The following is a 14,960-nucleotide window of genomic DNA, read 5'->3' on the forward strand; positions in this document are numbered from 1 at the left end:
ACAGCGGTGATCGGTGAGGGAGCGGGCATCGGCTGGACCCGCGGCGCGGAGGGACTCCTCGGGGTCTCCGACACGTCCAGCACCTTCCGCCGGCCGCGGTGCGTCCGTTCCACGGACGAAGACGGACGCGACCTTCCACGTCAGGTCCGGAACGCCGCAGTACCGAACACCGCCCCCGTTGAAGCCTGCCGACGGGAGGCTTGCGCCGACTACCTGGGCAGTAGGAGGGGCGGAGGCCGACGGTTGGCCGTGGCCGACGGCAGCGCGGACCCGGTCCGGCCTCTCGTCTCTCTGCCTGGCAATGCCGCGGGCGCCGACGCCACCCTCCTCGCGCCGCTCGCGGCCCCCGCGCCGAGGGAATCACCGTGAGCGGCGGGACGTTGCGATCCGATCAGGATCACAGCACGTGCGGGTCGGCAGCTGCGCGGAGTCCCGCACGTGCTGCCTGCCCGGCAGGGCGGGCCGGAGGCTGGGCCTTGCCGCGGCCTACCGCAGCGCTCGGCGTGCGCGCGCGGTGGCGCAGGCCCGTAAGTGCCGCTTCCTTGAAGACCAACTTCCAGACAGTCCCGACGTCGAGGACGAGCCGCTCGCCGGCATCCTGCGCGCCTTCTGCGCCCGCCGTGGCGGAGGCCGCCGTGATCGGCGTATGACGGGGAGGCCGGCCCTCCGGCTCTGCGGCGTAGGGGAGTCGGCCTTGTCCTTCCCCTTCACCGCACGTGCATCGCCAGTAATAACGGCGCCCGTCGCTGCGACATCGCAACGTTGTCATATTTTGTTCTCCGCGATGGGCTTCTATCCGATCAACCCCGGGCTCCGGCTGCGGGCGGGACGCGTGCTGCCGGACGATCCGGGTGGGCGGCGTTCTTCCTCGATGCGGGCGCCGGGGAGTGCGCCGGCCACGCCCTCGGCGAGAGTACGGCGGGCGCTCTCCTCCGCCTGCTGCCGGGCGGTGAGTTCGGCGGCCTGGTCCACGGCCTCGGCGTGCAGCCGGCAGAGCCGCCGGGTGATCTCGCGTGCCGCATGACGGGCGCTGCCGGCGGTGACCCCCATTGATGGAGCCTGTATCCGGGTCTCGTCCGGGATTGCCGCGGGCGGGTGACACACAGGATCGCTGTCACCCCGCCCCCTTCTGTGCGGTGCTGGGACAGGGCACGAGCTTGGTCACGGGGCCCTGTGCGCCGCCCTGGAGGCGCACCTGCGGAGCCGATCGGTTTCTACCGGTGGTGCGGCCGCGCTGGTGTCGTGAGGTCCGCAGGATCATGCTTGGTCGTAGATGACAGCGGTGCAGAACCCGCTGCTCACGGAACATGGGGACACCGATCTCAGCAGGGCGAGGTGGGCGACTTTGGAGCGACACCGCACCGAGCCGGACGCACAAGCGAATCAGCCCGCCGAGCGGGCCGTAGCGGCGTGCACCGCCACGGCCGTCATCGATGAGCACGGCATCGTCACGGGATGGAGCGAAGGGGCCAGGCGACTGCTCGGCTATCTGCCCTCAGAGGTCATGGGGCGCGAGGCGGCCGGCCTCCTGGCGGAAAACGTCCCGGAGGCGGCCCGTAAGCCCCCTGCCGACCAGGACAGGCAAGCCGGGAAGGCGGTACTGCGGCATCGGGACGGCCACAGCGTCGACGCGGAGCTGCTCGCGCATCGCCGCATCGCACAGGACGGGAGGGCCGAGTGGTTGGTGCTGTCCGCTGTACCGGGGAAGCCACAGCAGGACCACACCGATGCGCTGGTGAACTGGGCGTTCACCCAGTCCGCGCTGGCTCAGGCGGTCTTCGACGTGGACCTGCGATCGGTTTGGGCGAACGCGGCCATGGAGCGTGCACTCGGTGTCACAGAGAACGGGATGCGTGGGCTGCGGCTGCCCGAGATCATGATGAACGCAGCTGGCCGGGAGGCCGAAGTGGCCATGCGCCTGGCGCTGAAGAGTGGTGAATCGCAGCTGCTGGAGCAGTATCTGCGCACGCCTGGTGAGGACCGCGAGCATGCCTGGACAGTGTCCCTCTTCCCTCTCAAGGACCAGAATGGCCGGATGCGCGGCGTGTGCCTGACGGCCCGCGACACGACCGAGCAGTACACCGCCCGTCAACGTCTGCTCCTGTTGAACGAGGCCAGCACCCGCATCGGCAGCACCCTGGACATGGACCGCACCGCGCAGGAACTGGCAGACGTAGCCGTCCCGCGACTCGCGGATTTCGTCGGCGTGTATCTGCTCGCCCCCTTGGTCCGTGGGGAGGAGCCGCCCACCGGCGCCCTGACGGGCGCGGTCCTGCTGCACTGCGTAGCCCACCAGTCCGTTCTCAAGGGCTGCCCCGAGGCCGTCCTGAAGTTGGGAGAGGTGACTTCCTACCCGGCGCCCTCGGCCGCTGCCCAGTGCCTGGCTCAAGGCCGTGCCGTGATTCAGGAGACGACCGACTCCTCCCTGGCCGACTGGCTGGCCCAGGATCCCGTCCGAGCCGCCCGAGTCCGCGAGTACGGGTTCCACTCGATCATGGCCGTGCCGATGCGTGCCAGGGGCACTTCCCTCGGTGCGGCGATGTTCATCCGACACCGGCGTCCGGAGCCGTTCACGCCGGACGACGTGGTCCTGGCGGAAGAGCTCATGGCCAGAGCTGCGGTCTGTATAGACAACGCCCGCCGGTACAGCCGCGAGCGTGGTACCGCCGTGGCTCTCCAGCGCAACCTGCTCCCCCGGAAGCTGCCCCAGCAGACGGCCCTGGAGGTCGCTTCCCGCTATCTCCCGGCAGGAGTCCGGGCCGGGGTGGGCGGCGACTGGTTCGACGTGATTCCGCTGTCCGGCAGACGGGTGGCCCTGGTCGTGGGCGATGTGGTCGGTCACGGCCTTCAGGCCTCCGCAACCATGGGCCGGCTGCGTATCGCCGTGCGCACCCTGGCCGACATCGACCTGCCGCCGGAGGAGCTGCTCACCCACCTCGACGACCTTGTCATTCGGCTGTCGGACGAAGAGGGCGGCGGCAACGGAGCCGAGCCCGGGGCCGAAGCGGCAACGATCGGCGCCACCTGTCTGTACGGGGTCTACGACCCGGTTTCCCGCCATTGCACCCTCGCCCGAGCAGGTCACCCCCTGCCGGCGGTGCTCACCCCGGACGGAAAGGTCGAGTTTCTTGAGCTTCCTCCCAGCCCGCCGCTCGGCCTGGGCAGCCTGCCGTTCGAGAGTCTCGAAGCAGAACTGCCCGAGGGCTCTGTGCTCTTCCTGTACACCGACGGCTTGATCGCGTCCTGCGGCCGCGACACCGGTGAATGCTTCGACATCCTGCGCACAGCGCTCACCCGCCCCGCACCCTCACTGGACGCGCTCTGCGACACCGTACTTGCGGATCTGCTACCGGAGCACCCGGCCGACGACGTCGCTCTGCTGGTCGCTCGCACACGAGCCCTGAGCGGTGAGCAGGTGGCCACTTGGGACCTGCCGCCCGACCCGGCCATCGTCGCCCGTGCGCGCCAGAACGCCACCGAGCAACTGGCCGCCTGGGATCTGGGCGAGGCCGTGTTCATCACCGAACTGGTGGTCAGCGAGCTGGTCACCAATGCCATCCGCTACGGCCGACCGCCCCTGCGACTTCGGCTGATCCGGGAGGCACACACCCTCATTTGCGAGGTTTCCGACGCCAGTAACACCGTCCCGCACCTGCGACGGGCGCGCGTCTTCGACGAGGGGGGACGTGGCCTGATGCTGGTCGCCCAGCTCACCGAACGCTGGGGCACGCGCCACACCCGCGTCGGCAAGACCATCTGGGCCGAACAGTCCTTCCTTGTTTCGCCGACAACCGCACCGGCGCCAGCGCGGAAGCAGACGGAGGGGAGTACGAAGTGAGGCGCCGGTCGGCCCCCTGCCGGGCTCAGGCGAGCTCCCGCAGTCCGTCCTCGCCCATCCCTGGCCGTGGCCGATGTGACGGACGCCGGAGGGGAATGCAGCCTGCGGGAGCACTTCACGCAACTCGCCCGCCCGGGTCAACGGGGAGGAGTACCACGCGCACCCCGTTGAACTACCCGCCCAAGGTCGCCGTCTCCGAGCTCGTGACAGTCCCAAGGGCGTCTCCGCGCATCCTGCGCCGGGACTTCCCCGCCGGCCTGGACCAGGCCGGCGCGGCCGCATCGGGCGACAGGCTAGCGCGCAAGATCGATGGTCAGCCGAGGCGACGGTGGATCGTCTTGAAGGTGACGTACTGCGCCAGCCCCTCGATGCCGTACTCCACGCCCAGTCCCGAGTCGTGACGGCCGCCGAAGGGCGCGTTGTGGTTGGAGGCGAAGAAGTTCACGCCGACGGATCCGGTGTCCATGCGCTCCGCGACTGCCTGCGCGGCCGCCGCGTCGGTGGAGAAGACGACGCCGCCGAGTCCGAAGGACGTGTCGTTGGCGAGAGCGACCGCCTCGTCGATGTCGTCGTAGCGCAGTACGCTCACCACGGGTCCGAAGATCTCCTCACGGGCGATCCGCATCTCGGGGGTGACATCGGCGAATACGGTCGGCTCGATGAACCAGCCCTGCTTCGTTTCCGCGGGGCGTCCGCCAGTGGTGGCGCGGGCCCCCTCCTCGCGGGCGGAGTCGAGGTAGCCGCGCACGATGTCGTACTGGGCCTGGGACGCCATCGGCCCAAACACCGTGCGTTCGTCGAAGGGGTCGCCCTGGGGGGCGGCCGCGACCGTGCGGGTGACCATGTCGATCACCTCGTCGTAGCGCGAGGACGGGGCCAGGATGCGGGTGGAGATGTAGCAGGTCTGCCCGGTGTTGCGCAGGCATGTGCGGATCAGCGCCGAGGACATCTGCTCGAGGTCGGCGTCCTCGAGCACGATGGCCGAGGACTTGCCGCCGAGTTCGAGGGTGACGGGGCGGAGCAGTTCCCCGCACGCGGCTGCGATCCGGCGGCCGACCGGGGTGGATCCGGTGAAGGCGACCTTGGCGGTCAGCGGGTGGCGGACGAGCCGGTCGCCGGCCTCGCCGCCGCCGGTGACGAGGTTGACCACCCCGGCCGGGAGGCCGGCGGCCTCGCAGGCCTCGACCACGAAGCGGATCGACAGCGAGGTGCCGGGCGCGGGCTTCATGGCGATCGTGCAGCCGGCGAGCAGGGCGGGTGCCAGCTTGACCACCATGAGGTTGATCGGGAAGTTCCACGGTGCGATCAGCACGCACGGGCCCACCGGGTCCCTGCGTACGACGGACTCGGCACCCCCCGCCGGGAACGGTCGGACGTCCTCGTCCTGAAGCCAGGACGCCAGCCCGGCGACGTGCCGCAGGATGCCGGCGGCGTTGGCGGCGGCCCCGCGTGTCTCGCTGATCGGCGAGCCGTTCTCGAGCGTGTTCGTCAGGGCCATGTCCGCGGCCCGGGCTTCGACCTCGTCGGCGATCCGGAGCAGCAGCGCGGCCCGCTCCGAGGGCGTGGTCCTCGCCCACGGACCGGTGCGGAAGGCCCGGTCGGCGGCGGTGAGGGCGGCGTCGACGTCCTGCGCGGAGCAGTCGGGGACCCAACCCCACTCGCGGCCGGTTGCCGGGTCGACCAGCGGCAGTCGGGCGGTGGCGGTCGAGCGGGTCCAGGCGCCGTCGACGTAGTAGTCGTCCGCGTGGGTCCAGCGCGGCTCGGGCCACGCCGCGGACCGTGGGGTGTCGGTGACGCTCACCTGATCACCTCCGTCTTGAGCAGGGCGCGGGAGCGGTTGAGCTCGGCGGTGGCCATGGCGAGGGCTGGGGCGGTGAGCAGCTCAGGGATGATCTCCGCCTCCAGCCGGTCGGTGTAGACCGCGGGGTCCATGCGGAACCAGCCGGATGCCAGCGCGATCCCGGCATGGTCGAACCGCCACAGCCGATCGGCGTCCCGGACCAGCGCGTCCTCCAGCGAGTGGGCCTCCTGCCGGGTGTCGTGGCCGTCGATGATGTCGCAGACCTGGCGCACGAAGTCGCCCTCGTAGCCCAGCGGGGGCAGCACCTCGCGGGCGATGAGGCATCCCTGCCGTTCGTGCTCGTAGCGGATCTGCGCCTTGCGCCAGTCACCCGTGAAGCCCTCGGAGAGGATGCGCTCCTCGTCGACCCTGCCCCAGCCGGTGTCGTGCAGCTGGATCGCCACGCGCACCAGCAGCCGGTCGGCCTCGGGAAAGGCGTCGCATAGACGCTCGGCGTAGGCCAGGGAGATCGGCAGGTGGATGTCGTTGCCTCGGGTACGGGTCTCGGGGACGACTGCCTTCCAGATCGGGTCGAGGTCGACGCCGGGCGCCGGGGTCAGCGAGATCGGTGAGGTGTCGACCGGTCCCGACCCCGGGATCGGGCGGGCGGTGGGCAGGGCGGTGGGCATGGGGCTCCCCCTTGTTCAGTCGGCCCCGACCAGGGCGGTGGGGTCGACGGTCACGGACTTGAGCGGCACGGACGGGTCGGCGGCAGAGTCGTACGGAATCGACAGGCCCTTGGACAGCGCGTTGCGGACCGCCATGAAGTCCAGCGGATGGTTGATGCAGTCGGCGGCCAGGATGCGATCACCCCGGTAGTAGAGCACCGAGTGCTTCCCGCGTTCGGTGTCGCCGCGGACCAGGGTGCGGTCGTGGCCCGTGGACAGCCCGGCGATCTGGAGCTTGACGTCGCCCTGGTTGGACCAGAACCACGGAATGCCGGCGTACTCCTCGCGGCGGCCGGTGATCGCGTACGCCGCCACCTTGGCCTGCTCGATGGCGTTGTTGACGCTCTCGAACCGGACGCGGTCCCCCTGGGGAGCACCGGGCACCGGATTGGGCAGGTTCGCGCAGTCGCCGACCGCCACGGTGACCCCGTCGGAGGCCAGCGCGCACTCGTCGACGCGGACACCGTTGTCGCAGACCAGGCCGATCGACTCGGCGAGCTCGGTGTTGGGGATCACGCCGACGCCGACCAGCACGAGGTCGGCGGCCACGACGCGGCCGTCCGAGAGTTCGACGGCGCCGACCCGGTCGCCGCGGGGCAGGATCCGGCGGGCCCCGGCCTCGAGCACGATGTCGATGCCGGCGGCGCGGTGGTGGTCGAGGAGGTACGCCGAGGTCTCCTCACCGACAGCGCGCGGGACCAGCCGCGGCGCCGCCTCCAGCAGAGTGACCCGGCGTCCCATCCTGTTCAGCGACGCGGCCGCCTCGATGCCGATGAACCCGCCGCCGATCACCACCACCTCGCGCACGTCGGGCACCCGCGCCTTGAGCTCGAGGGCGTCGTCGGCGTTGCGGAGGTAGAGCACGCCTGGCAGGTCGACGCCGTCGAGCAGCAGCCTGCGGGGCCGCGCGCCGACGGCCAGGGCCAGCCGATCGAAGACGAACCGTGCCCCCGACAGGGAGTGGGCGACCCCCGAGCCGTCGTCCCGCCTCTCAATCCGGATGATCCGCTCGTTCTTCACCACGTCGATGCGGTGCTCGACCCAGTAGTCATGGGTGCGGAACATGAGCGACTCGTTGGTGATCTGGCCCTGCAGCCATTCCTTGGACAGGGCGGGCCGCTGGTAGGGCCGGTGGTTCTCGTCGCCGAGCAGCGTGATCGGGTCGTCGTAGCCGAGCGCGCGCAGCGAGGTCGCCAGGGAGACGCCGGCCTGCGAGGAGCCGATGATGAGCAGTCCGTCGGCCATGACCGCTCAGACCTGGGTCGCGGGGGTGGTCACCCGCAGGTCGCAGCCCTCGGTCACCTTGAGCTGGCAGGAGAGGCGGGAGTTGTCCCGCCGGTCCTCCGCGGTGCCCCAGAGCATCTCGTCCTCCATCTCCCCCCTCGGCGGGAGTGAAGCGAGGCCGGCCTCGTCGACGTAGACGTGGCAGGTCGCGCAGGACAGCGAGCCGCCGCACTCCGCGACGATCCCGGGAACGCCGCTGCGGACCGCGGTCTCCATGACCGAGTCGCCGACGTTGGCCTCCACGGTGCGCGATTCGCCGGTGTGGTCGGTGTAGGTGACCTTCGGCATGGGTTTCCTCCTGGTGGTCGAGGTCAGATGAACTGGCGGCCGCCGTCGACGACCAAGGTCTGTCCGGTGACGAAAGCGCTGTCGGGGCCGGCGAGGTAGAGGGCGGCGCCGACGATGTCCTCCGGCCGGCTGGCCCGTCGCAGCGCGCCCCGGTCGACGCCGTACGACTCGGCGTCCTCGAGCAGGCCGCGGCTGGCCTCGGTGAGCGTGAAGCCCGGAGCGATCGCGTTGACGTTGATCGAGCGCCGTCCGAGCTCCTTGGCCATCACCCGGGTCAGGGCGATCACCCCGCCCTTGGAGGCGACGTAGTGCGCCCAGTTCTCCGAGCCGCTGTAGACGGTGGCCGAGGAGAGGTTGACGACCCGGCCGCCCTCGGGCAGGTGCGGGCTGGCCGCACGGGTCATCAGCCAGGGGCCCTTGAGGTTGACCGCCATCACGAGGTCCCACTCGGCGGGGTCGATCTCCTCCAGCGGGGACCGGGTGACGGTGCCGTAGACGGCGGCGTTGTTGACGAGGACGTCGATCGCGCCACCGCCGAACTCGGCAACTCGGTCGGCGACTTCCTCGGTGGAGGGCGGGTCGGTGACGTCGAGCCGGCCGTGCCAGGCGTCGGCGCCGGCGGCCTTGACCAGGCGTGCGGTCTCCTCGGCCCCGTCCGGGTCGAGATCGGCGACCGCGACCCGGTAGCCGCGATGGGCGAAGCCGAGGGCGAAGGCGCGGCCCAGGCCGCCCGCCGCACCGGTCACGAGGACGGTACGGGCGGGCACTTGGTGCGTGGAGAGCGTCATAGCAGGCTCAGTTCTCCAGCATCTCGACGCGGCCGGCGTTGCCGTCGACACGGATCCGCTGGCCGGTCCGGACGGTGGTCGACGCCGAGCCGGTGCCCGTGACGGCGGGCAGGCCGTACTCCCGGCACACGATGGCGGCGTGGCTCATCATGCCGCCGATGTCGGTGACGGTCGCCTTGATCCTGCCGAAGATCGGCCCCCAGGACGGCGCGGTGATCGTGGCGACGAGGATCTCGCCCTCCTGGACCTCGCCCAGCTGGTCGGCGGAAGAGATCACGCGGGCGATGCCCTCGACCACGCCGGGAGACGCGGCCATACCGGTGATCGCGGTGTCGTCGCCGACCTCGTCGCCGGCCAGCCACTGCTGCACCTGCTCGGTGGTGATGCCGTAGAGCATCATCGTGAACGGCTCGGTGATCTCGGCCGGCGGCGTGTTCAGCGCCGGCTGCGGGCGCCGGGCCGACAGCGCGTCGATGATCCGGCGGCGCCGCTCGATCTCGGCGGGCCAGTAGTGCGGGCCGGTCGACTCGGCGCCGACCGCCCAGCCGGTGACGAGGTCGAAGATCGCGTCGCGGACCTCGTTGCGGTTGAGGTAGAGCATGTCGGCGGGGTCAGCCCAGAAGCCGGCGTCGACGAAGACCCGGGCCAGCTCGCGCACCTTGCGCCAGAACACGCCCATCGTCCAGTGCTCGATGTAGAAGTTGTGGTTCTCCACATAGGGGTAGGCCGTCGCCGCGAGCCCGCGCTTGGCATCGAACTGTTCCCGCGCCTCGCCCTGGAGCAGGTCGCGGTACTCCTCGACGATCCGCTCCTTCTCCGCGGTCAGCTGCTCGACGGGGCGCATGATCTCCTGGCCCTCGTCGAGGCGGCGGATGTAGTCCTTGATGTAGCCCAGCGGGATCTCCTGGTGCTCCATCCAGTACTTGTCGTGGCCGTAGAAGCCGTTGCCGACGGTGAAGTTGAACCACGGGTCCTGCGCCGCCTCGTAGGCCGCCACCCACTCCTCGCCGCCTGCGGAACGGACCGCCCGCAGGGTGCCCTCGACGTCGTCGGGCTTCTCGAAGGCCGACTGCAGCCCCAGCTGAACCGCCTTGACCGCGAGCCGCTTGAGCTCGTCGTCGGGCCGGAACAGCTCCATGTCGACGCCCTGCACCATCTTGGCGATGGCCTGGTCGGGTATGCCCGGGAAGACCTCCTTGCAGAAGCCGAAGAAGTCCAGGTAGGCGAGGTAGCCGAGGTTGAGGAACTCGAAGTGGTACTGCCAGTTGCGGTAGAGCAGCGCGATCAGACGATCGTAGTTCTCCATCAGCGTCTGGGAGCCGTCCATCGCCTTGCCGGAGACGATGTCGTCGAACGGCACGGCGTCGGGCAGCGCGGTGAAGTGGAGCTCCTCCATCTCGTCGATGGTGGCGCGGACCTTGGCGTGCCAGGCCTCCAGCAGACTGTCCCAGTTCTGGAAGTAGTGGCCGGCGCGGCGCTCGAACTCCGGTATCCGGGCCGGGATCTCCTCCTGCGGCACGGCCACCGGGCTCATGTAGAGGTACCCCAGGTGGATCTTGAACTCGATGCCGTTGGCCGGCGGGATCAGCAGGTGCCGGGTGTTGTACTGCCCCAGACACTTGACCGCGAACTCGCCGCCGATGGTCTCGAACGGCTTGAACACCGTGGGCCAGTGCTGGCTGTCGCAGAACCAGAACTTCTCGTCACCGCCGGGCGCGTTGCCGAAGACGAGGTTGTAGGGATAGAGCTCCTCCCACCCCTCCGCCCCCTCGGGCACCTCGATCTGAGAGGGCTTCGGGAAGGGCTTCATGGTCTGTTCGATGGTCACGCTCGGATCCTTTGCGGGAGTGGCTCAACGGCCGGTGAGGGAGGAGGTGAGCCCGGCCATGGAGAAGCCGGTCGTGGGCGTGATCGTGGGGGTGGGTGCCGGGGAGGCCGAGTGCACCGTCTCGGGCCGGGACTGCAGCAGCAGAAGGTTGTCTCCTTCGGGCAGGTCGGCGTCGATGGCCCACTCGATGTCCTGCGGGGTGCCGTAGTGCTTCTCGGCCCGCTTGGCCATGGCCGCGACGGCGTGCAGTTCCTGGTCGGTCAGGCAGCGGACCGTACGGCGCTCGGGCTCGACCTCGCGCTCGGCCAGTCGGCCGCTCGCCGGATCCGGCACGAGCTCGGCGTGCTTGTCGCCGACGTGCTCGCGGACCACAGTGAGCATGACCTTGTCGAGCAGCATGTTGTCGGGGGTCACCTGTCCCGACACGACCATCTCGCCGACCCCCCAGGAGGCGTCCACGACGATCTTGGAGCGGTCGCCGTTCGAGGGGTCGAGGGTCATCGCGACGCCGGCGGCCCTGGCGTTCACCATCTTCTGCACCGCGACCGCCATCGACAGGTCCTCTTCGGGGATGCCGTTGCGCAGGCGATAGGTGATGGCGCGGCTGGTGTAGAGCGAGGCCCAGCAACGACGTACGTGCTCGCTGACCGCGGCATAGCCGGTCAGCCACAGGTAGGTGTCCTGCTGGCCGGCGAAGCTGGCGTCGGGCAGATCCTCGGCGGTGGCGGACGAGCGGACAGCGACCGGCACCACGTCGGCGAAGTGCGACATCAGCTGCTCGTACGCCGTGCGCAGCACGCCGTGCATGTCGGCGGGCACCTCGCGCGACTCGATCGCGTGCCGGATCTGTGCCGAGACCCGGTCGACGCACCCGACGTCGTCGGGGTCGATCTCGGCGAGGCGGGCACGGATTTCGCCGCGCAGCCCGCTGCCGTCGACGAAGTGGTCGAAGGCGGCGGTGGTCACCGCGAAGCCGGGCGGCACCGGCATTCCCGCCGAGGTCATCGAGACCAGCGACGCGCACTTGCCGCCGAGCAGTTGGAGCGACGGCTCGTGGCCGCTGTCGAAGAAGACGATGAAGTCGCTCACTGGTCAGTCCTCCCAGGTGACGGGGACCGCGGCAGGGGCACGGAAGGAGAGGTTGCGGCCGAAGTGGATGGCGGCGTGGTCGGCGAGGCGGAGGCCGGGTGCGAGCCGCGCGACCTCCTCCAGCGCGATCCGCGTCTGCAACTTGGCGAGCATGTTGCCCAGGCAGTAGTGGATTCCGAAGCCGAACGACAGGTGCTCGCGGGCGTTGGGGCGGCTGATGTCGAAGGCCTCGCCGTTCTCGAACCGGGACTCGTCCCGGTTGGCGGAGCCCATGAGCAGCAGGATGTCGGCGCCCTTCGGGATCGCGACCCCACCGATCTCGGCGTCGCGCAGCGCGCGCCGGCGCCAGCCGACGATGGACGGGCTGTAGCGCAGCACCTCGTCGACCGCGGCGGGGATGCGGCCGGTGTCCTCGACGACGCGCTGCCACTGCTCGGGGTGGGAGAGCAGCACCCGAAGCGCGTTGGAGATCAGGGTCGTGGTCGTCTCGTGGCCGGCGAAGAGCAGCGAGTAGCAGACCGAGGCGATCTCGTGGTCGCTGATCGGGTCGCCCTCGGCCTGCATCCGGACCATGTCGCCGACCAGGCTGTCCGGTGCGGTCTCGTGGGCCTCGGCGACCAGGCGCCGGCACTCGGCCCAGTAGTCGACCAGGTTGCGGGCGTGCGGCACCTGCTCGTCGTCGCTGAGGTCGCCCCAGGTCATGGCCGAGCGCGAGTCCGACCACCGCTTGAACGTGCCGATCTTGTCCACGTCCGCGCCGATCAGCGTGAGGATCGTGATCGTGGGGAGGTCGTGGGCGAGGTCTCGCACCAGGTCGCCGCGGCGCTCCGGCCGGGCCAGCATCGCCTCGATCAGCCGCACCACGTTGGCACGGATCTCGGGTTCGAGCACCTTGAACCGGCGCGGAGTGAACGCCTTGGCCGCCACCTTGCGGATCCGGGTGTGCTCCGGGGGGACCCGGGCGGACAGGCCGGAGTAGGCGGTGAAGCCGCCCTCCTCCATGATCTGCCGGGCCTGCGGCCCCCGCTCGCGGACCGGGGCCTGGGCGTTCTCGGAGGAGAACGTCTCCCAGTCCTCGAAGACGGCCTTGATGTCGTCGTACCTGCTCACGACCCAGTAGCCGGTCCGCTTGTCGAACATCACCGGCTCCTGGGCGCGGAGGGCGGCGTAGGACGGGAACGGATCGTCCTGGTCGAACGGCTCGTAGCCGTGGTGGACCGGGCAGGCCGAGGCAGTCCCGGCCAGGCTTCGAGTCGAGGTCATCCTGCCTCCTGACACGTTGGCGCCGTCGTGTGACGACGACCTCATCCTGACGCCCGCCACCAGGGCCGTCCATGCGGAACTTCCGTTGAGCGGAAGCGGTCCGGTCAGGGTTCAGCGGTCTTGCCGGCTGGAACGGCGCGGCACGCGCACCAGGCTCGGCTGCGGCTCTGCCGCGGCCGCCTCGATGCGGTGGGCGACGCCCCGGAGGGTGGGCAGGTGGCGGGTCATGACGGCGCCCTGGCTCGACAGCATCACCAGGCCGATCGCGGCCGGGTGCGGCTTCAGGCGGACCGGCACGGCGATCGAGCACGAGCCCGCGCGGACCTCTTCCTGGGTGGTGGCGTAGCCCTCGTCGCGCACCTTGCGCAGCTCGGCGGCCAGCCGACCTGGGTTGACGTGCGTGTGCCGGGTGGCGGCCTCCAGGCGGTGGGCAAGGTAAGCCTCGCGCACCCACTCCTCCTCGTAGGCCAGCAGCACCTTGCCGACCGCGGTGGCGTGCAACGGCAGCCGGCCGCCGACGCGCGAGGCGCGCGGAACCCGCGTCGAGCCGTAGATCCGGTCGATGTAGAGGGCCTCGTCGCCGTCGCGGATGGCGATGTGCGCGGTCTCGTGGGTGAGCGAGAACAGGTCCTGCAGGTAGGGGCGGGCGGTGTCGCGCAGATGGCGTCCGGCGTTCTGGGCGACCTCCCAAAGACGCAGGCCGACGCTGTAGCGGCCTTGGTCGTCGCGCTCGAGCGCACCCCAGTCGACGAGCTCTCCGACGAGCCGGTGGGCGGTGGGCAGCGGCAGGTCGGCGTGCTGCGCGAGGTCGCTGAGCGACAGCGCGTGCCGGCCGCCCTCGAAGGCGCCGAGCAGCGCGAGCACCTTGGAGGTCACGGTGCGGCCTTCACCGCGCATGGCACCCTCCTCGGTCGTGTCGTCCTGGTGGCATTGTCGCGCGTGGCGCGCAGCGTACCGGGAGCCCGCACCGTGCCGTCAGCCGAGCCCGACCCGCTGCGGCGTGCTGTCGATCCTCGCGACGGCGGCCAGGGCGCGGGCCATGGTGCCGGCGGCGTCGGTGAACAGGTGGTCGTGGACCCGGCTGCCGATCAGGACGAGCGCCTGTTCCCGTGTGAGCCCGAACCAGTCCATGACGGTGTCGACGCCGTGCGGCGTGAGCCGCCACAGCTTGTCGGCGTCCTTGACCAGCGAGTCGTTGAGCGACAGTGAGGTCGTTCGCGAGTCGTGGCCGTCGATGATGTCGACGATCTCCGAGATCCGTGCCGGATCGTGCCCGAGCCGGGCAAGGATGTCCGCGGCGATGGCGGCACCCTCCTTTTCGTGCCGGACGACCAGGTCGGCCCGGCCGCCACCGGGCCGGATCGCTTCCAAGACCTCCTTCTCCGGCACCCGCGACCAGCCGGTGTCGTGAAGGATGATCGCAGGCAGCACGACGTCGCGGTCGGCTTCGGGATGCAGGTCGCACAGGGCGACGGCGAGGCCGTAGGAGTACGCCGTGTGAGCGTCGTTGCTACGCACGTGGAGGTGTTCGACGGCCAACTGCCACACGGCGTGGTCCTCCGCCCGCCAGCCGGCGGTGCCGGGCACGCCGGCCGCGTCGGGCAGGAAGCGGGTGCAGTCGTCGCCGAGCTGGTTGGCGGGGCAGAGCCATGCTCATCGTCCTTTCGGCCAGCCGGTGTAGGCCTCGGCGAGGTACCTCGACCCCGCGGTCGATCCGGTCAGCGCGGCCAGTTCGCCCTCCTGGCGTCGCACGTCGAAGGGGGTGGCGTCCGGCAGCGTGTGCAGCATCGTCGTCATCCAGTAGGAGAAGTGCTGGGCCTTCCACACGCGGCGCAGCGCGCGCTCGCTGTAGCTCGCCAACGGCGCCGGGTCTCCTGCGGCCACCGCGCGCTCCAGTTCCTCGGCCAGCACCCGGACGTCGGCGAGCGCGAGGTTGAGCCCCTTGGCGCCGGTAGGGGGACCGTGTGCGCGGCGTCCCCGGCGAGGACGAGCCGGCCGTGGTGCATAGGCTCCTGGACGAAACTGCGGAACGGCAGCACGGTCCGCGACCCTCCTTGAGCGTGTGGCCGTTGGC

General features: G+C 70.5%; 12 protein-coding genes and 1 pseudogene. 1 reads left to right on the forward strand and 12 read right to left on the reverse strand.

Translation table 11 applies throughout. The annotated features are described in order from the left end of the window. Positions 1-792 precede the first annotated feature (792 nt). Positions 793-1,050 (reverse strand): hypothetical protein, encoded by a 258-nt coding sequence (locus ACFY4A_RS25945; RefSeq protein WP_390831746.1) that lies wholly within the window; start codon positions 1,048-1,050, stop codon positions 793-795. Positions 1,051-1,345: 295 nt separating this feature from the next. On the opposite strand from ACFY4A_RS25945, the gene ACFY4A_RS25950 reads away from it, so the two are divergent. Next, a complete protein-coding gene (locus tag ACFY4A_RS25950; protein ID WP_390831747.1) occupies positions 1,346-3,838 on the forward strand; it encodes a SpoIIE family protein phosphatase in 2,493 nt (830 codons plus the stop codon). A gap of 313 nt (positions 3,839-4,151) precedes the next feature. Here the strand turns inward: ACFY4A_RS25950 and ACFY4A_RS25955 are convergent, their stop codons facing one another. The 11 genes and pseudogenes from ACFY4A_RS25955 to ACFY4A_RS26005 form a co-directional block, all read right to left on the reverse strand. Then, positions 4,152-5,639, reverse strand: coding sequence for an aldehyde dehydrogenase family protein (locus ACFY4A_RS25955; protein ID WP_390831748.1), 1,488 nt, complete (start codon positions 5,637-5,639; stop codon positions 4,152-4,154). Then, positions 5,636-6,307, reverse strand: coding sequence for an HD domain-containing protein (locus ACFY4A_RS25960; protein WP_390831749.1), 672 nt, complete (start codon positions 6,305-6,307; stop codon positions 5,636-5,638). Before ACFY4A_RS25960 ends, ACFY4A_RS25955 begins: the two co-directional genes overlap by 4 nt. Before the next feature lie 15 nt (positions 6,308-6,322). Continuing rightward, positions 6,323-7,591 (reverse strand): NAD(P)/FAD-dependent oxidoreductase, encoded by a 1,269-nt coding sequence (locus ACFY4A_RS25965; protein ID WP_390831750.1) that lies wholly within the window; start codon positions 7,589-7,591, stop codon positions 6,323-6,325. Positions 7,592-7,597: 6 nt separating this feature from the next. After that, complete coding sequence (locus tag ACFY4A_RS25970) at positions 7,598-7,918, reverse strand: 2Fe-2S iron-sulfur cluster-binding protein (protein ID WP_384442943.1); 321 nt, start codon at positions 7,916-7,918, stop codon at positions 7,598-7,600. A 23-nt stretch (positions 7,919-7,941) separates the two neighbouring features. Continuing rightward, on the reverse strand, positions 7,942-8,706 hold the full coding sequence (locus ACFY4A_RS25975) for an SDR family NAD(P)-dependent oxidoreductase (protein ID WP_390831751.1): 765 nt from the start codon (positions 8,704-8,706) through the stop codon (positions 7,942-7,944). 7 nt (positions 8,707-8,713) lie between these two features. Then, positions 8,714-10,534: a PEP-utilizing enzyme gene (locus ACFY4A_RS25980; protein ID WP_390831752.1), complete on the reverse strand. Its 1,821-nt coding sequence runs from the start codon at positions 10,532-10,534 to the stop codon at positions 8,714-8,716. A 24-nt stretch (positions 10,535-10,558) separates the two neighbouring features. Continuing rightward, positions 10,559-11,623, reverse strand: coding sequence for a PEP/pyruvate-binding domain-containing protein (locus ACFY4A_RS25985; RefSeq protein WP_390831753.1), 1,065 nt, complete (start codon positions 11,621-11,623; stop codon positions 10,559-10,561). 3 nt (positions 11,624-11,626) lie between these two features. Continuing rightward, positions 11,627-12,886 carry a cytochrome P450 gene (locus tag ACFY4A_RS25990; protein ID WP_390831754.1) on the reverse strand — a complete coding sequence of 420 codons (1,260 nt, stop codon included), beginning with the start codon at positions 12,884-12,886 and terminating at the stop codon, positions 11,627-11,629. A 111-nt stretch (positions 12,887-12,997) separates the two neighbouring features. After that, positions 12,998-13,783, reverse strand: a complete 786-nt coding sequence (locus ACFY4A_RS25995) for an IclR family transcriptional regulator (RefSeq protein ID WP_390831755.1) — start codon at positions 13,781-13,783, stop codon at positions 12,998-13,000. A gap of 78 nt (positions 13,784-13,861) precedes the next feature. Further along, on the reverse strand, positions 13,862-14,473 hold the full coding sequence (locus ACFY4A_RS26000; RefSeq protein ID WP_390831756.1) for an HD domain-containing protein: 612 nt from the start codon (positions 14,471-14,473) through the stop codon (positions 13,862-13,864). A gap of 66 nt (positions 14,474-14,539) precedes the next feature. Continuing rightward, positions 14,540-14,892 (reverse strand): annotated as a pseudogene (locus ACFY4A_RS26005) (FAD-dependent monooxygenase). Between the last annotated feature and the right edge of the window lie 68 nt (positions 14,893-14,960).

The organism is Streptomyces sp. NPDC001292, assembly GCF_042896465.1.
Lineage (GTDB): Bacteria > Actinomycetota > Actinomycetes > Streptomycetales > Streptomycetaceae > Streptomyces.